Genomic DNA, 19,018 nt, shown 5'->3' with positions numbered 1-19,018 from the left:
GTTCCAGGTCGTCGGGGTCGGCGCTTAGCGGGCAGACACGGCAAAGTCCGGCAGGTCACCGGTTTTCAGCCCGCGTTTGATGGCGGTCTGGGTGAAGAGGCGGTCTTCCAGAGAAACGTTGTACTGCAACTGGTTGAAGCGCATTTCCGAACGCGTACCGTCGATGAAGTGCTCGGTTTCACTGAGCACGATGCTGTCGATCGAATCGATGGTCGCGACTTTCTGCGTGCGCATCTGCTTGATCAACACGCCTTTGACGTCGAAGAAATCCTGACGCATGACCAGGAAATTCTGCTTGTCGATCCACACCTTCAGCTTGTTGTAACCGGTCTTGGCCAGCACCTCGGGAGACGCCGGTTCGCGCTCGATCACGTAGCAGTCGCGGCCCTTGATCTGTTCTTCGCCGACGAGTTTCTGCGAGTAGTCTTTAACGCGGATCTTGTCCAGATCGGCGTACGAGTACTCGCTGCCCATGAACGAGCCGCGCTTGTCGGTGGTGGAGATGCGGCGGGTCTGGCGGCTGACCGGCAAGTACATCCACTGGCTGTCTTCCAGGCCAAGGGTTTCGTGCGGGTTTTCGATGTGGAAGGCCACGTCACGCACGTCAGTCGGCGCAGAAAAGTACATGCTGAACTTGTCGCTGTCCGGGTAATCCTTTTGCAGATAGGTGAACTCGCGAACGCGGGTATTGCCTTTCTTGTCATGCAGGATCAGCGAGACCTGGGACATGAAGCTGTTCCCGTCATTGCGATCGCGTACCTGACGGATGATCTCATCGGCATTGCCAGCCTCGGCGGCACTGGCGCAGGCGCTACCGAGGATCAGTGCGGCGGTGGTCAGACTTTTCAAAAACGGCAACATAACAACTTCCTTTTCGTTGGATGAGTGCACCTGCGCGAGAGCGGCAGGCGTGATGGGTCAGAACAGATAACCGGCCGACAGCCGTACTTGATCGCGCTTGCTGTACTCGCCGAAAGTCTTCTCGGGCTTGCCGAAGAACACATCCACTTCCAGCCCGAGCTTGATGTAGTCGACCGGTTTGTAGGTGAAGATGCCTTGCAGCAAGGCGTCATCCTGAAACGGCGGTGAGCCAGCGACCACCAGACGACTCTTGAGGCGGTCTTGCCAATGAGTGCCTTCGGCCGACAGGGTGAACAGCGGTTCGTGTTTGTCCTGCAACATGCCGTCCTGCCAGTCGAGCAGCACTTGTTCCTGCCATTGCGCGGAGATCAGCCAGTCGCGCAACAGGTAGTCGACACCCAGCAGCGACTTGACCATCGGCGTACTGTCGGCACCGTAGGCGCGGGTCGGATTGGTCACGCGCCAGTTGTCGAAATACGCCACCTCGCTGCGCACCACGATGCTGTGCCCGGCGTCGATCGCCAGCCCGGCACCGCCCATGGTGTAACGGGGAAACTGCCGTTCCAGCCGCGTGCGGCCGTCGTCGGCGAGGCCTTCGACCGCGTACACCGGGTCTTGCTGACGGGCGCTCAAGGCGACAAAACTGGTGTCCACCGCACCGATCCGGCCGTTGGCGCTCAGGCCATAGGAATAGCCTTTGTCGCCGTCATAGCCGGGCTTGGAATCGAGCAGGAAATACTGCGGGTCCGGCGTAGCAAACAGTGGCGCGGCAAATTCACTGCCCTCAACCGGCGCCTGGTTTTTCACGAAGTCAGTGATCCACAGCGCCTCCAGTTCCCACTCGCCCACCGGTTGCGCAAAGCGCACCATGGGCACGGCGATGCGGCTGTCTTCGAGCAGCGGCGTCAGACCGTCGCGATAGTCCAGCGGGTTGATCTGATCGAGCACACGCAATTCATCCGCGCGGCCCCAGACCACTTGCTGCCAGCCCACTGTCACCTCTCCGTCACCCAGCGAATGGCCGACGTAGAGGTGCCGCCAATCGGCGTCGAAACGGTATTTGTCGCGTGCCCGTTCGCTGTACGGATTGTTGCCGTCGTAGCGCGCGTCGTAACGCACGCGGCCCTTGGCCTTGTAGTAACCGCCCTCCCAGTTGTCTTCCAGGTTGGCTTTGAAATACACGGCTTTTTGCGTGATCTGGTCGTCGCCGTGCAGACGCATGGCCGTGGCCACGCCGACTTCACCGTCGGCGTAATCGGGCTTCAGATCAGCGACGGTAAATTCGGCCATCGCGGTGGGCGCAGCCATGCACGCCCATACCGCACACACGATGTGACTGTTGTGAAATCGAGGCATCGCTACATTCCCAACCCGACACCGCCATCGATCACCAGACTCTGCGCGGTCACCCCGCCAGCCTCGGGGCTGGCCAGGTAACGCACCATCGCCGCCACCTCCTCGCTCTGGATGAAACGGCGCATCGGCAGTTTCTTCTTCGCGTTGCGTACGATCTGTTCCTGGGTCAGCCCGGCAATCGCCGCTTGCGTCGCCAGTTCACCCTGCAACATCGGCGTGTCGATCCACGCTGGCAGAATCGCGTTGACGGTGATCTGCCGCGAAGCGAGATCCAACGCCAGCGCCTTGGTCATGCCGACGATGCCGTGCTTGGAGGCGCAGTACGCGGTGTTGCGCACCTTGCCGGCACGGCCGAGGATCGACGACATGTTGATAATCCGCCCACGGTCAGGCATCAGCGCCAGACACAACGAGGTCACGTAGAACGTGCCATTGAGGTTGACCGAAATCACCTTGTGCCAGTTGTGCAGATCTTCCGGTTCGTTCTCGTTGCAGATGCCGGCGCTGTTGACCAGCACATCAACGTATTCGACTTGCGAACCGAGGGTCTTGAACAACGCCTCCATGGCCGGCAGGTCAGCAATGTTCGCCGCATGGGTTTCGACCCGCGCCTTGATCTGCTCCTGCTGCTCGTCGACCCAGCGCTGCAGTTCGGCCAGATCGAGATCCAGCAGGATTAGGCGATTGCCGGCGTCGGCGGCAAAATTTTCGGCGACCGCGCGACCGATGCCTTTCGCCGCTCCGGTAATCAGAATCGTCCGGCTCATGGCATTTTCAACCCGCCGTTAACCGACAGGACCTCCCCGGTCAGGTACAAACCGCGATCGGCGAGGTACAGCACCGCTTCGGCGATTTCTTCCGGTTCGGCGTAGCGTTTGATCAACAGACGCGACTGGATTTCTTCCTCCTGACTGCCAATCAGCGCCGTACTCATCTCGGTCTTGACGATGCCCGGGGCGACCGCGTTGACGCGAATGTTGCGCGGCGCCAGCTCCACCGCCAAGGCACGGGTCAACGATTCGACTCCGCCCTTGGCGGCGGCATAGTTGCTTTGGCCTTTACCGGGTTTCTGCGCCGCCACCGAACTGATGTTGACGATGCAACCGCTGCGCTGGCGCAACATGCCCGGCACCACCTGCTGACAGCACAGCATCGTGCCGATCAGGTTGGTCTGGATCACCTCGACCAGGTCGCGCGTCGACATCGTCGCCAGCAAGCCATCACGGGTGATGCCGGCGTTATTGACCAACAGATCGATACGCTGGAAATGCTCCTCGACCCGTTCGAAAAACGCCTTGATGCTGTCGCCGCTGCTGACATCGCACTGCAACGCCAGGCAATCGATGCCCGACGCCTGAACCTCATCGCGCAAAGCCATCGCGGCGACTTCATCGCGCACGTAACTGAACGCGATCTGATAACCCGCCCCGGCCAGGGTCTGGACAATCGCCCGACCGATGCCGCGACTGCCACCGGTCACTACTGCTACTTTATTCGGCATGACCGTTCCTTAAAGCGAGTTGTCGGTTTTGAACTGCGCGAGGCTGAAGCCGTGAGTCGCCGCCAGTGCACGAATCTGCTGCACTTGCTCGCGGCTGATGTCGCCGTAGGAGTAGTGCTGTTTCATACCGGACAGGCCCATCAGCACCGACTCGGCCATGCACGCGTACAACTGACCTTGCTTGAGATAGGCGCGAACGTTTTTCACCAGGCCATCGCCCAGCGGCGTCTGCACGATGCCGCCGTGCATGTAGAGCACGTCGGAGCGCTGACTGGCGAGGTTCTGGTCGACGTTCAGCGGCACGGCGATGTCGCAGATCACGCTGTTTTCGGCGAAGTGCTCGGCAAAGAGAAACGGCTGCGGTGCGTTCGCCGCGCAGAGCACGATGCGTGCCTGTTTCAGCACATCAAGATCGTTGCTGACGGTGATGAAGGCGTTCGCGCCCAAGCGTTCTTCGACCAGTTTCGCTACGCGCAGCCCCAGATCGGCACTGCTGCCGTGGGCCTGCAAGAGTCCATCGATTCCATCAATTTGCTGCAGGCGACGGGCGAGGCGATCGTGTTCGGCGACACCCTTGAGAATCGCGCGGGCGGCTTCGGCGTAAATCTGTTGCGCGGTTTTTTCCAGACGGCGCAGCGAACCGTCGCGACCGCTGCCGATGAGGATCAGGTGCTCGACACTGGTCGACAACAACGAGGCATAGGTCGAAGCGATGTTGCCGGCAGCGCCGACTACCGCTGCAGTCTGCTCGCCCAGCTCAAGGCCCTGTTGCTTGCAGCCCTGTTCGATGGCTTCCAGGCCCATGCCGATGGTCAGTGCATTACCGGAAGTCAGCGCCATGTCAGGAATCTGCAGGGCCTGGCAGTTGTTGGTGACGATCGAGGTGTACATGCCCAGCCCGGCGACGGTGTAGCCATCGGCGCGGGCATCCTTGATGCGGTTGCCGACTTCTTCGCGGATGGTTTGCAGATCACCGCTGGCGATGTACGCCGCCATCGCATCGGAATCCATGCACAGCGGGTACAGGGTGAATTCCACGGCGGTGCCGAGTTTCGAGCGAATCTGCACCGGTCCGATTGGCGCGGCACGGCGCTCGGGGGCCATGCGTTTGATGAACTCGCGTTTCTGTTCAGCGCTCAGGGTCGACAGTGAAGGATCGACGTCGCTGAGCATGTCCGAATCAATCAGATGGTTGATGAACGCCACGCGCGCCACCACGCGCACGTTCTCATCAGACTTTGGGAGGCTTTCATCCTCCTTGAAGCTGACCTCGCGGGCCGGCACTTGCGCGATGCTGTCGGCACACACACCAGCCGCCAGCGGGAAGGCATCGCGGCGGCGCAACATGTCGCAGACTTTCTGCAAAGAACCGATCAAGCCGTCGATTTCTTCGAAGGTGATGCACACCGGCGGTTCCAGACGAATCACATTGGCGTTGCTGCCCGACGGCGCCACGCGCAGGGATTCGAATTGCAGCAGGTAGCCGGCGATGATGTAGCCCAGCGCATCGTTGTACTGCGCCGATGCCTGAACCAGTGAACTGGTGCCGGTCAGGTCGTGCAGTTCGAAGCCCAGCAGCAAGCCGCGCCCACGCACGTCGGCGATGACGTCCGGGTACGCTGCTTTGAGTTCCAGCAGCGAAGCCTTGAGGTACTCGCCCTTCTTGTTCACGTCCTTGAGCATCGCGCTGTCGTTCTCGAACAGACGGCGCAAGGCCGACAGGGCGATATGGCAGGACGCGTCATCTTCGGCAAAGGTCGAACTGTGGATGTAGCTGAAATCGTTTTCGTAGTGGCTGGCGCGAATCACCGTCGCGGCAATCTTCATCAGGCCACCGCCCAAGGCTTTCGACAGGCAGTAGTAATCACCCTGCAAGTTGAAATGGCTGGCGCCAAGCAAAGTGCCGGTGCGGCCGAAACCGGATTGCACTTCATCGATGATCAGCGGGCATTGCTGCTCGTTGCACAGACGCCGCAGGCCCAGATAAAACTCATTGGCAAACTCGTTGATGCCGCCCTCGCCCTGGATCGGCTCCAGCAATACAGCGGTGATCGCACTGAACGCCTCACGGCGAACCTGCAGGGTTTCGCCGCTCCATTCCAGGCTCAACCAATGACGGATATGACGGGCCGGCAGCTCTTGCAATTGCTGGGGTTGCTGCGGGTCGATGAACTCGACGTTGAGGCCGAAACGGGCGAACGGTTTGCGGTACTGCTTGCCGTACGTCAGTTGAACGGTGTTCACCAGTTTGCCGTGAAAGCTGCCACGCACAGCGAGGAACACCGGCTCGACATGCAGTTGCGCCAGGTTGTGCTGACGCACCGCTTCGGCCACTTGGCGCACGGTGACGCAGGATAGATTCTGCGGCAGCAGGCCGACGGGCAAATCGAGATCGTCGACGTCCAGCTCGACGTAAGCCTTGTCGCTGGCGACCAGATTGGCGAGAGTGAAATCACGCTCGTCGAATTGCTTCTGCAGGTTTTTCTGACGACGGTATTCGGCGTGCTTGACGGCGATTTCCACCGACTCGGCACCGCTGTTGGAGAAGGTCGAAATGTAGCGTTCGCTGTTGTTCAGTTCACGGTTGAACGCTTCACTGAGTTCACGCCCCAACTGCCCCGCTGCACCGCGCACCGACATCTGCGCATTGAACGGCACATCGGCACGCAGCAGGTCGACGAGTTGATCGACAAATTGCGGATCGTTGTGGCCATACAGCGCGGCGCCGTAACCGCCGAGGAAGTCAGTAACCGTCACCTCTTCGCCCTGGCGGTCGCGGTAAAACAATTTACTGCCCAGCGCTCTGTGGAATTGGCATTCCAGGCCCAGGGCCTGCATCAATTCAACGAATTTCGGCCGTACGTAATCGCGGTAATCCATGACAGTTCTATCCCTTGAGTAAAAAATCAGCTGCGTTTCGTTGCGTGCCGACGGTCAGTCAGCCGCGTGAAATTCGAGTTGGTAACCGGCGCTAAAACCGTTGTCGTCGCGGTTGATGACCAGGCAATCGTGCAGCACGGCATCGCGCGGCCCGCCGATAACGAACGGCAGATGCGCATCCAGCGGTTGCTCCAGGCCACTGACCGGCGGGATGCTCTGCGCCTGCAAAGCCTGCCGGGCAAAGATCAGGTCAACCAGGCTCGGTGCACCACTGAGCATGCCGGTCAGCGGCGTGCTGCTGGTGATGTGCGCGGCGCCGGTTCGCGCCAGCGTGCGGGCCAGATCGGCATCCTTGTGCGGATCGCCAGTGGCGCTGCTGATCAGCAGATCCACCTGTTTGTCGGGCAAGCTCAGCGAGTCCAGACGCGGATGGGCGAACAGTGCTGTCAGGCAAGTTTGCGGCCCAGCCGGCAAGTCATCGGCGCGGCGCAGTACCAGCGCCGCCGCACCTTCGCCAGCAATGCCGCCACGGCCCTGGCGATCAAAGGCACGCAGGCTTGGCGAACCGTCGGTGCTGATCACCCCCGCCTCGGCCAGTGCGGCGAGGGCCAGCGGATCCAGTTCACTGCCCGCGCCCACCACAATGGCCGCATCGATCCGCCCGCTCTGCAACGCCGCGCAGGCTTCGCGCAGCGCCGCCAGATTGCCGGCCACGCCTTGCATGTAGGCGTTGCATTCGCACTCAAGCTTCAAGGCCAGACTGACGACGCCGAGCAAACCGTTGCTCAGGCTCTTGAGCACCAGGAACGGATCGAGTGCACGTTCCTGCAACACGCGTTTGGCCAGACGCTGCATGTCGGCACCGCTCTCGGTCTGACACTCGTGCAACAGTTCGCCGTAAGACGCGAGCGACGGATGGGTGTAACCGCCCTGGCAGCAATAGAGACCAAAACGCACGTTGTCGCGGCCCGGTTCAAGCTCGGCCTCGGCCAACGCCTGGCGCACCGCACTGACGCCCCAGATCACCGCCGGCGGGCAGTAACGTTGGAGGTTTTGCGCAACGTCCTGACGGCTACGTTGATGATCTCGATCAGCGATGTGCCCGAACGCAATGACCCGCTCGCTGTGGAACAACGACGAGTTCAGGGGCGAGATCGCGCTACGCCCTCCGCGGGCCGACGACCAGAAACCCTCAACGCCCCAGCCGGTGGGCAAGACACAGCCGCTGCCGGCGATCGCGACACGTACAGTGGTGTCAGTCATTGTCCCTGCTCCCGATATTTGCCAAGGGCCAGCGAAGTATTGAGGCCACCGAAACCGAAGGAATTGCTCAGCGCGTAATCCACTCGGCGACTGACGGCTTGCCCGGCGCAGTAATCCAGATCGCACTGTTCGTCGGCGTCATGCAGGTTCACTGTTGGCGTGACCAGATCGTTGAGGCAGGCCAACGCGGTGACGATGCATTCCGGTGCGCCAGCGGCTGCGATCAGGTGACCGAACTGTGATTTGTTGGCGCTGACAGCCAAGGCTTGATAGTGCTTGTGTTCGGCGAACACGCTTTTAATCGCCAGGGTCTCGGCCACGTCATTGAGCGGTGTCGAGGTGCCGTGGGCGTTGATCAGATCAATCTGCTGTGCACGCAAACCGGCGTCGTCCAGCGCGGCCTGCATAGCCAGTGCCGCGCCGCGTCCTTCCGGCTGCGGTGCGGTGACTTTGTAGGCGTCCAGACTGCTGCCGAAACCCAACACCTCGGCATACGGCGTGGCGCCACGGGCCAAGGCATGTTCGAGGCTTTCCAGCACGACAAAACCACCGCCCTCGCCGGCAATCAGACCGCTGCGGTCACGATCGAACGGACGGCACAGATCCGCGCCCCAGCGCTGCTCGCCCGACGCGGCACCGAGTAGATACAACGCGGCCATGGTGTCGAGGTTGAGCACCGAGTCGGCGCCACCCGCCAGCGCAACGCTGACTTCTCCGCGACGAATCATCTGGAAGGCATTGCCAATGGCTTGTGAAGCACCGGCACAGGCACTGCTGATATTGATCACCGGTCCTTCACAGCCCAGGTCGTCGGCGATTACCCGCGCCAGACGATCGTTGCTCTGGCGCAGTGAGCCATCGGCATTCACTTGCCCGGCCCGTGGCATCAGGTACGACCAGCTCGGGGTGCCACCATTCGGGGCTTCGGTCAGCAGCATGTCGGCGAGCATGTGCTGCGGTGCTCCCGAGGCACACAGCACCGCCGCGCCACGCAACTGTTCTGGCTGCAAGCCGCTGTCACCGACTGCCTGCGTGGCAGCCACCCAGCCAAACCGACTGCGCTTTTCCAGCGGCATCGTCCAGGCCGGATGGCTGTGCAGTTTTTCCGGCAACAGGCGCATGTCGACAGGCGCGGCATAACGCACCGCGAACGACGCCTCTTGCAAGTCGTCCGGCTGCCATGGCCGCACGCAATGTTCGGCGCCGAGCATTTTTTCCCAGAGGGTCTGCCATTCGAAACCGAAACCGGTGACGGCGCCCATGCCGGTGATCACAATCCGTGTCGCACTCATGCGTGCTTCTCCATGGTTTCACTGGCCAACAGCAATGCGCCCCAGTGACCGGCGCGAGTGTGGCTGACGAGCAGCGTGTAACCCGGTGCCGCCGCCGTATCACCGCTGAGATGCAAAGTCAGTGCGGCCTCTGTCAGCAAGCCGCTGGCGCCCAGTTCGCCGGTCATGGCGCGGGTACTGCGAATCTCGCGCGGGAAAGCTTCGAGCAACTTCATCACTTGCCCGTCAGCGCAATTGCCGACGATATGCTCGACGTCGCCGACCCGCAGTTTTTCGACGCTCAGGACCTGATCGATGACGCGCCGACCCACCGCCACAGAGCGTTGCGGATCGTTGCTGTAACCGCGGGCAAATCCGGCAATGCGCACGGCGTGTGCCGCACCCGGCGGCGGTGTCGACGCCAGCAACAGCGCGGCGGCGCCCTCACCGAAAATCGCTTCGTTCGCCTGATCGGGCTCGCGCAGATACAGGGCCGGGGTCAGGTTCGGGCTGCTGCTGACCACCAACGCGGCGTCGGCATGTCGCTCGCCAATCTGCTGGCAAGCTTCGATCAGCGCATCCAGCCCGGCGTTGTCCTGAGAACAAAATCCACCCATTGGCCCATGGCAATTCAATGCTTCAGCCACATAGGCCATGACGCTGCTGTTGAGCAGGGTCAGCGCATGCAGGGGCGGTGTGTTGGCCAATAACTGCGCCAGTTGTTTTTGCGGCTGTTCGATGATCGCCTGCACCGCATCCCAGCAAGGACTCGGCGCGTCGACTTCAGGAATGGCCGCTGTCAGGGCAATGCGTGACGCGGGCAATTGCAGCGCCGCCAGCGCTGGCGCAAGCCGTGCAGCACAATGCAACAGCCGTAAGCCCTGCGGTTCGACGCTGCGCTGGATCTTGCGATCAAACAGGTCACTGGCCAGTCGCGGTGTCGGCAAGGCAAACGCCTGACGCTGTGCGTCAAATGCCAACGGTTGCGCCGCACAGGGTGTGCCGAGCAAGTCAGCGCATTCACTGCCCGCCACATTCAGCACCGCAGCGGCATTCAGGTAGATGGCTCGGTTCATGTCATGCCCTCCCCAGAACCAGCGAGCTGTTGATGCCGCCAAAGCCGAACGAGTTGGACATCACCACGCTGATCGGCTGTCGCACCGGCTCACTCAAGAACTTCAGCGAAGGGTATTCGGCACGCTCGGGGTCGTAATTCAGGGTCGGCAGCAGCACACCGTCACGCAGGCTCATCAGCGACAGCACCGCTTCGATCGCACCACTGCCTGCCAGGGAGTGCCCGATGGCGGACTTGTTGGCGGTGAAGGTCATGAAGTCCTGGCAGCCGCCGAACAGACGCTGCAGCGCCAACGCTTCACAACTGTCATTGGCCTGCGTGGAGGTGCCGTGGGTGTTGACGTGTTGCACGGCGCTGCGCAGCAGCCCGGCGTCTTCGATTGCGGCTTCCATGCATTCCTCGTATTTACTGCCGTCGCGACTGCTGGAGGTCATTTTCTGCGCCTCGCAGACATTCGCGTAACCCAACACCCGGCCCAGTGGCGCAGCCTTGCGCCGTTGGGCGTGTTCAGCGGATTCGAGAATGACCATCGCCGAGCCTTCGCTGAGGACAAAACCGCTACGGTCAGGCATAAACGGGCGGCTTTGTTCGCTCGCCGGCAAGTCGGCCTGACAGAGCGCGCCGAGGCTGTTGAACATGTAATAAGGCAGTTCGTTGGCCATCAGTTCGACGGCGCCGCAGATAGCCAGATCGATCTCTCCGCGCTCGATCGCCCGGTAAGCACTGCCGATGGCCATGGTGCCGGCGGCACAGGCATCGGAATGGGTCGAGATGTGATCGCGGATGCCGAGCCGATCGGCCAGGTGCTGCGTCTGTTGATCGACCCGCCGGGTGAAAGTCGCGCTGGACGCTGCCGGACTGTCCAGCAGACGGTCGAGGTCGACGCGTCCGGCCTCATCCATGCACCGGCTGAGCCGCTGCAGGTCGTGGCTGTCGGCACAGTACTTGTTGGCGCCCAGAAACAGACCGCTGCGACTGTGGGCAAAGTCTGCCGGTGTCAGACCGGCATGCTCCAGCGCCTGTCGGGCAACGTATTCGGCCAGCACACTTTGCCGTGGGTGCAGCGCCGCGTTGCCACCGAAACCGGCCCCGATCCGCTGCCACTGCGTATCGTCGATAAAACCGGCGGCGCTGTTGTTGAATCCCAGCGCCTTGAACCGAGGATGTTCGCGGACACAGGATTGCTTCCGGCAAATCCGCTCGAACAACGTGGCAGCGTCCAGCGCCATCGGCGCCACCAGACCGAACCCGCCCACATAGACTTCTCGTGCCCGCATGAGAACTCCTACACCGCTTCTTTGGCGTGAGTGGTGACAAACTGCTCAACCAATTGACGCGACACTTCATCGCCATCCGCCGGCACCAGACGTGCACTGCACGCACCGCAGACCACTTGTTGACGTTCGTTCAGAACCGCTTGGTGAGCGTTGCAATCCGGGCAGGTGGCCGGCAGGTAGTTGAAAAGATTGCGGCACTGGTTGGCCCAGTTACGCACGGTGGTCGCGGCGAACACCTGAGCCGGTTGCATGCCCGCCTTCAGTTGATCCGGGGTGTAGGCGCTGAGGCTTTGCTCAAGCAGGCGCTTGCCGCTTTCGGTAATGCGGCCGTTGGCGAGAAACTCGCTGGCATCCCCGCAAACCGCCACCGCATGGTCAAGCACGCTGGTTTTCGGCAGTGTGCAGCCATATTGGCGGCCCAGTTGGAAGCTCAGGTCGACGATGTCCAGCGAGTCGGCACCGAGGTCTTCGACGATGCTGCTGTTTTCTTCGATGTCATTCGCATCCATCACCAACAGCTGTGCGAGGATTTCGCGAGTGCTGGCAACGACATGTTCCAAGTCCAATGGATTGTTCATTTCTATCTCCCTATATGTCGTGACTACTTCATGAATTCGACTTATGAAAAGTAACTTTTCCCACAGCAACTTCTCACGCGGCGGGAATCTAAACTCTGCCCTTAAGGGGAGAGTCAACGAACTATTCAAGGTTTTTTTACAACTCGAAAAAAGTCTGCAAAACCCCACAGACACCGCACCTCCTTGGTGCGGCGAACGACTTATTTACTTAACAAAGACGGGGTATGGTGGGGCGCCCGCGCTATCGGGCAGGCTGACTATCGAAAGCAACTAAGGACGCAACGGAACAGACGTACTAAAAGTAAAAACCAGACAAGTAAAATAGTTATAACTTCATAGCCTTTGTTTTAGATCAATACTGCCGTTAATTGATTTTGCTGGAAGGTTTACGTCTCCATCCGTAAACCTGGCAGCGTTTATGGATATCTGCATGTCGAGCACAGACATCTGGGCAGAAGCACGGCGCTATAGGGTGCAGCTTCCGCTTGATCGCCTTGTCTGGAGCCGACACATGACCGCCCCTATTACCGTTCTACGCGACACTCATCCGCTGCCGGTACTCGATGCCTGCAAATGGGAAAAACTCGAAGGCGACCCGCACACCGTTAACCTCAACGCCTACACCAGCGAAGACGGCAGCAAGATCATGGGTACGTGGATCTGCACCCCGGGCAAATGGCGCGTCGATTATGTGAAGTGGGAGTACTGCCATTTCCAGGAAGGCTACTGCGTGATTACTCCGGACGGCATGGCGCCGATCCACCTGCGTGCTGGCGATATTTTCGTGGTTGAGCCGGGGATGAAAGGCACGTGGGAAGTGGTCGAGACCGTGCGTAAATATTTCGTGTTTGCCTGATGCAAAAAAGCCGGGAGATCACCCGACGTGATTTCCCGGCAAACAATTTCTGATATACGCAATTCCCCTGTGGGAGCGAGCCTGCTCGCGAAAGCGGACCGTCAGTCACTTCCTTGTTGAAGCAACCGCCGTCATCGCGAGCAGGCTCGCTCCCACAGTTTGTTCAGCGCTGCCCTTCAATTGCAGGCTTGCGATAGCTGTTGATGATCGCCGAGAAGTCTTTCCCGCCGTCACCGCGCTGGCTCATCGCCTGATACAACTGCTGCGCCACCGCGCCGAGCACCACCGGTTGGTGCGCCTGACGCGCCGCTTCGGTCGCCAGCCCCAGATCCTTGAGCATCAGTTCCGCACCGAACCCACCGGTATAACCACGCGAGGCCGGCGCCGTTTCGACGATGCCCGGCCACGGGTTGTACATCTCCGAACTCCAGCAACGCCCGGTCGAGCTGTTGATGATCCCGGCCAGCACCGAGGTGTCGATGCCCAATGCATCGCCCAGCGCCATCGCCTCGCTGACACCGACCATCGAAATCGCCAGTAGCAGGTTGTTGCAGATCTTGGCGATCTGCCCGGTGCCGACTTCGCCGCAATGCACAATGTTGCGGCCCATTTGCGCCAGCACCGGTTGCAGGGTGGCGAACAGTTGCGGGGTGGCACCGACCATGAAGGTCAACGTGCCGGCAGTGGCACCGCCCGTGCCACCGGACACCGGCGCGTCGGCCATGGCCACGCCTTGTTTCGCGGCAGCGGCCGCTACATCGCGAGCGGTCTGCGGATCGATGGTGCTGCAATCCACCGCTGGCACACCTTGGCGAATGCCAGCCAGCACACCGTCCTCACCGAGCCAGACACTGCGCACATGCACCGCCGCCGGCAGCATGGTGATCACCAGTTCGGCATCTTCAGCAGCTTCACGGGCCGAAGCACGAATGCTGCCGCCCAGTTGCTCCAGTTCCGCCAGCACGGTTTTGTTCAGGTCGACCAGACTCAGCGAGTGGCCGGCCTTGATCAGGTTGCGCGCCATTGGCGCGCCCATGTTGCCCAGACCGATAAATGCGATTTTCATGATCGATTCCTCAGCGCAGGTTGATGGTGGTATTCACGCCGTCGTTGACGCTGTCGTCATCGAACCAGCGCGCCGTGACTGTTTTGGTCTGCGTGTAAAACTGCACCACTTGCTTGCCGTACGGACCAAGGTCGCCGAGTTTCGAACCGCGCGAACCGGTAAAGCTGAAGAATGGCACCGGCACTGGAATCGGAATGTTGATGCCGACCTGGCCGACGTCGATTTCCGTCTGGAATTTACGCGCCGCCGCACCGCTCTGGGTGAACAGGCCAGTGCCATTGCCGAACGGGTTGGCGTTGACCAGCGCAATCGCCTGATCAAGGGTGTCGACTTCCAGCACCACCAGTACCGGGCCGAAGATTTCCTGGGTGTAGATCTGCATGTCGGTGGTCACGCCCGAGAACAGGGTCGGGCCGACAAAGTTGCCTTGCTCGTAGCCCGGCACCTTGATGTCGCGGCCGTCCAGTTCAAGCTTGGCGCCTTCCTTGATGCCGCTTTCGATCAGGTCGAGAATTCGCGCCTTGGCTTTCTTCGAGATCACCGGGCCGACATCGGTGCCCGGCTCATTACCGGCGTTGACGGTGAGTTTCTGCGCCAGCGCTTTCAAATCTGGCAGCCATTGTTTCGCCGCGCCGACCAGCACCACCACCGAGGTGGCCATGCAACGTTGCCCGGCGGCACCGAAACCGGCGCCGACCAGCGCATTCAGCGCTTGCTCGCGATTGGCATCGGCCAGCACCACGGCGTGGTTCTTCGCGCCCATCATCGATTGCACGCGTTTGCCGTGCTTGCCAGCCAGGTCATAAACGTGGGTGCCGACGGCCGTCGAACCGACGAAGGACACGGCTTTAATGTCCTTGTGCGTGCACAGGCCATCGACCACATCTTTACCGCCGTGAACCACGTTCAACACGCCCGCCGGTACACCGGCCTCGATTGCCAGCTCGACCAACAGCATGGTCGACAGCGGATCCTGCTCCGAAGGCTTCAAGACAAAGGTGTTGCCGCAGGCGATGGCCATCGGGAACATCCACAGCGGAATCATCGCCGGGAAGTTGAACGGCGTGATGCCGGCGCACACGCCGATCGGCTGACGCAGGGTGTAGGTATCGACGCCGCCGGCGACGTTTTCGGCGAACTCGCCCATTTGCAGCGTGCCGATAGAGCACGCGTGCTCGACCACTTCCAGGCCACGGAAAATATCGCCCTCGGCGTCGGCAATGGTTTTGCCCTGCTCGGCACTCAGGACGACGGCAATACGTTTGGAGTGCTCGCGGATCAGCGCTTGCAGCTTGAGCATGATGCGCATGCGCGCACCGATCGGAGTCAGTTTCCAAGTCTGGAAAGCGCGCTGGGCGGCGCTGACGGCGGCATCGACTTCAGCGGCGGTGGCAAACGGCACTTTGGCCAGCACCTGTTGGGTGGCCGGGTTGACGATGTCGTGCCATTCGGTGGTCTGCGACTCGACCCACTCGCCGTCGATCAGCAGTTTGACCTTCTGCAGCGTGGTGTCGTTGGGCGTAAGCGATGCGTTCATGCTGGTCTCCGAAACTTGTTTTTATCGTAGGAGCCAAGGCGAAAGGTTCGCCTTGAGATGAGGCGTGTGTCACGAATTGGTTGTCGGACTGTTTTTGGAGTATAGATGTGCAAACTTCTAATAAGAACGCACATATAAGCCCGTCCATCATGCAAAAAAACATCACCTCCCTCGGTTCGCTGAACTGGGACGACCTCAAGTTTTTCCTCGAAGTCGCCCGCACCCGCAAGGCCAGCACCGCGGCCAAACGGCTGGCTGTCGACTACACCACGGTGTCGCGGCGGATCAGTTCGCTGGAAGCGGCACTCGGCACGCTGTTGTTTGAAAAGTCGCGCACCAGTGGCTTCGTCCTGACCAGCGAAGGTCAGCGCTTGCTCGGTTATGCCGAGTCGATTGAAAGCACATTGCACATGGCCTGCGAGCAGGTATCCGGCTCTGGTGTGGCACTCTCCGGGCACGTGCGCATGGGTTGCACCGAAGGCTTCGGCAGTTTTTTCATCACCCCGCAGCTGAGCCATTTCGTCGACGCCTACCCGGCGATCTCGGTGGACATCCTGCCGCTGCCGCACTTCATCAGCCTGTCCAAGCGCGAGGCCGATATCGTCATTGCCCTGGAACGCCCGGAGCATGGACCGTACGTCTGCTGCAAATTATGCGACTACCGTTTGCAGCTCTACGCAACCCAGGACTATCTGGACCAACACCCACCGATCCGCCGCCCGGCCGATTTGAGCAAGCATCAATTCATCAGTTATGTGGATGACCTGGCGTTCAGCTCGGAGCTGCTGTACCTGGCGAACGTGCTGCCAGGCGCCAGTGCGCATTTGCGCAGCACCAGCGTGATTGCGCAGTTCGTCGCCGCACAGCAGGGGCGTTCTCTGGCGATTCTGCCGTGCTTCCTCGCCGCGCAGGACCCGCGCCTGCTGCCGGTGTTGCCGGAGGACATCGACATCACCCGGCAGTTCTGGATGTACTGCCGGGAGGACCTGCGCAAGCTCAAGCGGATCACCCTGTTGTGGGATTACATCCGCGAGGTGACCGAGCGTAATCAGGGCCTGCTGATGGGGCAAACCCGCGACATGCAGTTCGCCGATTAGTCGGCGCTGACCACAATCGAGACCCGGCGGTTTTCCGTGCGACCCGCTGCCGTATCGTTGGACGCCACCGGCTCTTTGCTGCCCAGGCCCTGCAGCTGGATGTTCTCGTCCTTCATGCCGACTGTGCGCAGGACGTTGGCGACACTTTTCGCACGGCGCAGGGACAGTTGCTGGTTGTAGGTTTCCTTGCCCGATGCATCGGTGTGACCGTCGACGCGCACGCGCTCGATACCGACGCCCAGCAATGCCTTGCCGATGCGTTCAACGATCTCGGTGCTTTGCGTGTTCAGGCTTTCGACGTCGCTGCCAAACAGCACTTTGCCGGACAGGCCAAACTCCCAGCCCTCGTCAGTCAATTCAAAGCCCTGTTGTTTGAGGACCGCAACTTGCGCCGGGGTCAGGCCTTTTTGCGGCGCTGTCTGGCAACCGGTCAGGGCCAGTACGGCCATCAACAGCACAGCGTAAAAAGATCGAATGGTCAGTGTGGACACGAGAGTCAGCTCCTGGTTTGCACGGAATCGACCGGGTGCTCCGCCCCGGCCGTGAATTGGGCGCCGCGCGACAGGCGCTTGGCTTGATACATCGCAGCATCGGCGGCATCGAGCAAGGCCCCCGGCGTGGCACCATGATCGGGAAAAACCGCAATGCCGATACTGAGCGAGGTCACCACACTGGTGTCGCCCGGCAACGCGATGGGCATGTCCATGCTGGCGAGGATCTTGTCGGCAATTCGCTCGGCATCTTCGACCTTGTGCAGCGGCGTGAGCAGAACCGCGAACTCGTCACCGCCCAGCCGCGCCACCAGATCCTCTTCGCGCAATTGCGCACGGACGCGGTTGGCCACGGCCACCAACACCGCATCACCGGCGGCGTGGCCGAAGTTGTCGTTGATGCCTTTGAAACGGTCACTGTCGAGAAACAACACGGCCACGCGCTCATCGTGTTTGCCGGCATTGCGCAACGCGCGGATCAACCGCCCTTCGAAAAAGGCGCGGTTTGGCAAACCGGTCAGGCTGTCGTGACTGGCTTGGTGAGCGAGGGTTTCATTTTCGTTTTGCAGATGGGTTTGCCACGATTCCAGTTCGTCGAGCAAGGCGTTGAAGTCATTGCCGAGGTTGTCGAGTTCGGCGATCTTCGCCGGCGGCACACGGCGGTCCAGCGCGCGTTCACTGCGTGCGGCGTGGGCGACGGCGGCCAGGCTGCGCAGGGGGCCGGTGATGCCGCGTAACTGGCGCCGCGCCAGGTAGAGCGCGACCCAGGCGCTAATCGCGGTACAGAGGATGATCCCCGCCAGACCACTGAGCAGAAAGCGCATCAGGCTACCGCCATGACCCGTGAGCAATACGCGACCGATTTCACGGTCCTGATGCTCGATCGGCAGGCTGATGGGTTTCTCCAGGACGGCGCGGGTGATCTGCATTTCCAGCTCAGAGAACAAGCCGTTTTCCGGTCGCTGCCAATGCGCGAGCAGTTGTCCCTGGCTGTCCAGCACCTGGGCATCAGCGACCTCTTCGGCGGAAGCAATCAGCGCCAGCGATTCGTTGGCGGCCGTCTTGTCGTTGAACACCACCGCAGCTTCCACGGTGTAGCTGATCGAACGGGCGATCAAGTGCAGGTTGTGATCGGCGTACACCCGTAAAGCCAGTACGCCGAGCAACGTCAGCGAAACACTGGCCATCGCCACGCCCACCAGCGCAACAATCAAATGCCCTCGGCCGATGACCGACCCCAACGTCGGGCGTTTTTCCGCTCGGAACAGTTTCATGGCGCCGCCGGTTTGCGACGCGACAATTGCAGCACGCTTGGGTGAATACGCACGCCGCTGCGGGCAACGGAGTCGAGGTTGACCTCGAAAGACACCTGTTCATCGCCAATGCGTAGACAGAACAGACTGCCGACCGTGCATTGATCGCCGCCTTCGCTGATGCTCAATACCGGGTGACCGATCAGCGAAGAGAACAAGCGAGCGCGTTCATCCGTCGTGAGTTTGCCGATGTACACCGCATCGCATTCGCTGATGATGGCCGGGTTGTCGGCCAGCAGGCGACGTACGGTCACCGGCCGGCCGGTGGCTTGAGTGGTGCCTTTGACCAAGTCGTCGGTGTATTCGGTCGGGCCAACGATGCACAGGCGCAATTGCGCCGGCTCCACCGGCCAGCGCGCGTAGCTGAGAATGCCAAGAACGACCTGAGTGACAGATTTGGCCCGTTGTTCGGCCATGCCCGTCGGCGCTTGCGACTGTGCGACAGCCGCACCCGTCAACAACCAGAGCAGACCGACAAGCAACGCGTGCTTGCAGACAACTACGCGCCCTGTCGCCCAGACAGACACCTTCATGCAGGGATTCTCTTGGATCGTAGCGAAATGATGCCGCAACGATAGCACAGCACTGGAACGCCA

The 19,018-nt window shown here is 61.0% G+C and carries 17 protein-coding genes; 2 read left to right on the top strand and 15 right to left on the bottom strand.

The window, feature by feature from the left end; translation table 11 throughout:
* Window positions 1-24: 24 nt before the first annotated feature.
* The 10 genes from LOY43_RS03590 to LOY43_RS03545 form a co-directional block, all read right to left on the bottom strand.
* Complete coding sequence (locus LOY43_RS03590; protein ID WP_093442334.1) at window positions 25-861, bottom strand: outer membrane lipoprotein-sorting protein; 837 nt, start codon at window positions 859-861, stop codon at window positions 25-27.
* 57 nt (window positions 862-918) lie between these two features.
* A complete protein-coding gene (locus LOY43_RS03585) occupies window positions 919-2,151 on the bottom strand; it encodes a DUF1302 family protein (protein WP_371857766.1) in 1,233 nt (410 codons plus the stop codon).
* Between the two features lie 68 nt (window positions 2,152-2,219).
* A complete protein-coding gene (locus LOY43_RS03580) occupies window positions 2,220-2,984 on the bottom strand; it encodes an SDR family NAD(P)-dependent oxidoreductase (protein ID WP_095126599.1) in 765 nt (254 codons plus the stop codon).
* Window positions 2,981-3,718, bottom strand: a complete 738-nt coding sequence (locus LOY43_RS03575) for a 3-oxoacyl-ACP reductase family protein (RefSeq protein ID WP_258709207.1) — start codon at window positions 3,716-3,718, stop codon at window positions 2,981-2,983. Before LOY43_RS03575 ends, LOY43_RS03580 begins: the two co-directional genes overlap by 4 nt.
* 9 nt (window positions 3,719-3,727) lie before the next feature.
* Window positions 3,728-6,598: an aminotransferase class III-fold pyridoxal phosphate-dependent enzyme gene (locus LOY43_RS03570; RefSeq protein WP_258709206.1), complete on the bottom strand. Its 2,871-nt coding sequence runs from the start codon at window positions 6,596-6,598 to the stop codon at window positions 3,728-3,730.
* Between the two features lie 54 nt (window positions 6,599-6,652).
* On the bottom strand, window positions 6,653-7,861 hold the full coding sequence (locus LOY43_RS03565; RefSeq protein WP_095051039.1) for a beta-ketoacyl synthase N-terminal-like domain-containing protein: 1,209 nt from the start codon (window positions 7,859-7,861) through the stop codon (window positions 6,653-6,655).
* On the bottom strand, window positions 7,858-9,153 hold the full coding sequence (locus LOY43_RS03560; RefSeq protein ID WP_258709205.1) for a beta-ketoacyl synthase: 1,296 nt from the start codon (window positions 9,151-9,153) through the stop codon (window positions 7,858-7,860). The genes LOY43_RS03565 and LOY43_RS03560 overlap by 4 nt, the downstream gene beginning before the upstream one ends.
* Complete coding sequence (locus tag LOY43_RS03555; protein ID WP_095051041.1) at window positions 9,150-10,208, bottom strand: beta-ketoacyl synthase; 1,059 nt, start codon at window positions 10,206-10,208, stop codon at window positions 9,150-9,152. The genes LOY43_RS03560 and LOY43_RS03555 overlap by 4 nt, the downstream gene beginning before the upstream one ends.
* Window position 10,209: 1 nt before the next feature.
* Window positions 10,210-11,484: a beta-ketoacyl-[acyl-carrier-protein] synthase family protein gene (locus LOY43_RS03550; protein ID WP_258709204.1), complete on the bottom strand. Its 1,275-nt coding sequence runs from the start codon at window positions 11,482-11,484 to the stop codon at window positions 10,210-10,212.
* Between the two features lie 8 nt (window positions 11,485-11,492).
* Window positions 11,493-12,062, bottom strand: coding sequence for an acyl carrier protein (locus LOY43_RS03545; protein ID WP_077570911.1), 570 nt, complete (start codon window positions 12,060-12,062; stop codon window positions 11,493-11,495).
* 511 nt (window positions 12,063-12,573) lie between these two features.
* On the opposite strand from LOY43_RS03545, the gene LOY43_RS03540 reads away from it, so the two are divergent.
* Window positions 12,574-12,918 (top strand): cupin domain-containing protein, encoded by a 345-nt coding sequence (locus LOY43_RS03540; protein WP_003177747.1) that lies wholly within the window; start codon window positions 12,574-12,576, stop codon window positions 12,916-12,918.
* 163 nt (window positions 12,919-13,081) lie between these two features.
* On the opposite strand, the gene mmsB is transcribed toward LOY43_RS03540, so the two are convergent.
* Together mmsB and LOY43_RS03530 are read right to left on the bottom strand one after the other, a co-directional pair.
* Window positions 13,082-13,984 (bottom strand): 3-hydroxyisobutyrate dehydrogenase, encoded by a 903-nt coding sequence (gene mmsB, locus LOY43_RS03535; protein ID WP_093442369.1) that lies wholly within the window; start codon window positions 13,982-13,984, stop codon window positions 13,082-13,084.
* Between the two features lie 10 nt (window positions 13,985-13,994).
* The gene (locus tag LOY43_RS03530) at window positions 13,995-15,521 is read right to left on the bottom strand and encodes a CoA-acylating methylmalonate-semialdehyde dehydrogenase (RefSeq protein WP_095051045.1); all 1,527 of its coding nucleotides are present in this window, start codon (window positions 15,519-15,521) and stop codon (window positions 13,995-13,997) included.
* A gap of 149 nt (window positions 15,522-15,670) precedes the next feature.
* Here LOY43_RS03530 and LOY43_RS03525 point away from each other — a divergent pair, with 149 nt between their 5' ends.
* Window positions 15,671-16,618, top strand: a complete 948-nt coding sequence (locus LOY43_RS03525; RefSeq protein WP_095126604.1) for a LysR family transcriptional regulator — start codon at window positions 15,671-15,673, stop codon at window positions 16,616-16,618.
* On the opposite strand, the gene LOY43_RS03520 is transcribed toward LOY43_RS03525, so the two are convergent.
* From LOY43_RS03520 to LOY43_RS03510, 3 genes are read right to left on the bottom strand one after another with little or no spacing between them, the layout of a single operon-like run.
* Window positions 16,615-17,067 carry an OmpA family protein gene (locus LOY43_RS03520; protein ID WP_095051054.1) on the bottom strand — a complete coding sequence of 151 codons (453 nt, stop codon included), beginning with the start codon at window positions 17,065-17,067 and terminating at the stop codon, window positions 16,615-16,617. The genes LOY43_RS03525 and LOY43_RS03520 overlap by 4 nt on opposite strands.
* 47 nt (window positions 17,068-17,114) lie before the next feature.
* Window positions 17,115-18,383 (bottom strand): diguanylate cyclase domain-containing protein, encoded by a 1,269-nt coding sequence (locus tag LOY43_RS03515; protein ID WP_095051047.1) that lies wholly within the window; start codon window positions 18,381-18,383, stop codon window positions 17,115-17,117.
* Window positions 18,380-18,955, bottom strand: a complete 576-nt coding sequence (locus LOY43_RS03510) for a YfiR family protein (protein WP_095051048.1) — start codon at window positions 18,953-18,955, stop codon at window positions 18,380-18,382. The genes LOY43_RS03515 and LOY43_RS03510 overlap by 4 nt, the downstream gene beginning before the upstream one ends.
* Window positions 18,956-19,018: the final 63 nt, after the last annotated feature.

Source organism: Pseudomonas sp. B21-041, assembly GCF_024748675.1.
Classification (GTDB): Bacteria; Pseudomonadota; Gammaproteobacteria; order Pseudomonadales; family Pseudomonadaceae; genus Aquipseudomonas; species Aquipseudomonas neuropathica.
This window is presented reverse-complemented; position numbering and strand designations above follow the sequence as displayed.

Coding starts and splice junctions, on each gene's coding strand:
- LOY43_RS03590 (WP_093442334.1), bottom strand. CDS start 861: ATGTTGCCGTTTTTGAAAAGTCTGACCACCGCCGCACTGATCCTCGGT.
- LOY43_RS03585 (WP_371857766.1), bottom strand. CDS start 2,151: ATGGCCGAATTTACCGTCGCTGATCTGAAGCCCGATTACGCCGACGGT.
- LOY43_RS03580 (WP_095126599.1), bottom strand. CDS start 2,984: ATGAGCCGGACGATTCTGATTACCGGAGCGGCGAAAGGCATCGGTCGC.
- LOY43_RS03575 (WP_258709207.1), bottom strand. CDS start 3,718: ATGCCGAATAAAGTAGCAGTAGTGACCGGTGGCAGTCGCGGCATCGGT.
- LOY43_RS03570 (WP_258709206.1), bottom strand. CDS start 6,598: ATGGATTACCGCGATTACGTACGGCCGAAATTCGTTGAATTGATGCAG.
- LOY43_RS03565 (WP_095051039.1), bottom strand. CDS start 7,861: ATGACTGACACCACTGTACGTGTCGCGATCGCCGGCAGCGGCTGTGTC.
- LOY43_RS03560 (WP_258709205.1), bottom strand. CDS start 9,153: ATGAGTGCGACACGGATTGTGATCACCGGCATGGGCGCCGTCACCGGT.
- LOY43_RS03555 (WP_095051041.1), bottom strand. CDS start 10,208: ATGAACCGAGCCATCTACCTGAATGCCGCTGCGGTGCTGAATGTGGCG.
- LOY43_RS03550 (WP_258709204.1), bottom strand. CDS start 11,484: ATGCGGGCACGAGAAGTCTATGTGGGCGGGTTCGGTCTGGTGGCGCCG.
- LOY43_RS03545 (WP_077570911.1), bottom strand. CDS start 12,062: ATGAACAATCCATTGGACTTGGAACATGTCGTTGCCAGCACTCGCGAA.
- LOY43_RS03540 (WP_003177747.1), top strand. CDS start 12,574: ATGACCGCCCCTATTACCGTTCTACGCGACACTCATCCGCTGCCGGTA.
- mmsB (WP_093442369.1), bottom strand. CDS start 13,984: ATGAAAATCGCATTTATCGGTCTGGGCAACATGGGCGCGCCAATGGCG.
- LOY43_RS03530 (WP_095051045.1), bottom strand. CDS start 15,521: ATGAACGCATCGCTTACGCCCAACGACACCACGCTGCAGAAGGTCAAA.
- LOY43_RS03525 (WP_095126604.1), top strand. CDS start 15,671: ATGCAAAAAAACATCACCTCCCTCGGTTCGCTGAACTGGGACGACCTC.
- LOY43_RS03520 (WP_095051054.1), bottom strand. CDS start 17,067: ATGGCCGTACTGGCCCTGACCGGTTGCCAGACAGCGCCGCAAAAAGGC.
- LOY43_RS03515 (WP_095051047.1), bottom strand. CDS start 18,383: ATGAAACTGTTCCGAGCGGAAAAACGCCCGACGTTGGGGTCGGTCATC.
- LOY43_RS03510 (WP_095051048.1), bottom strand. CDS start 18,955: ATGAAGGTGTCTGTCTGGGCGACAGGGCGCGTAGTTGTCTGCAAGCAC.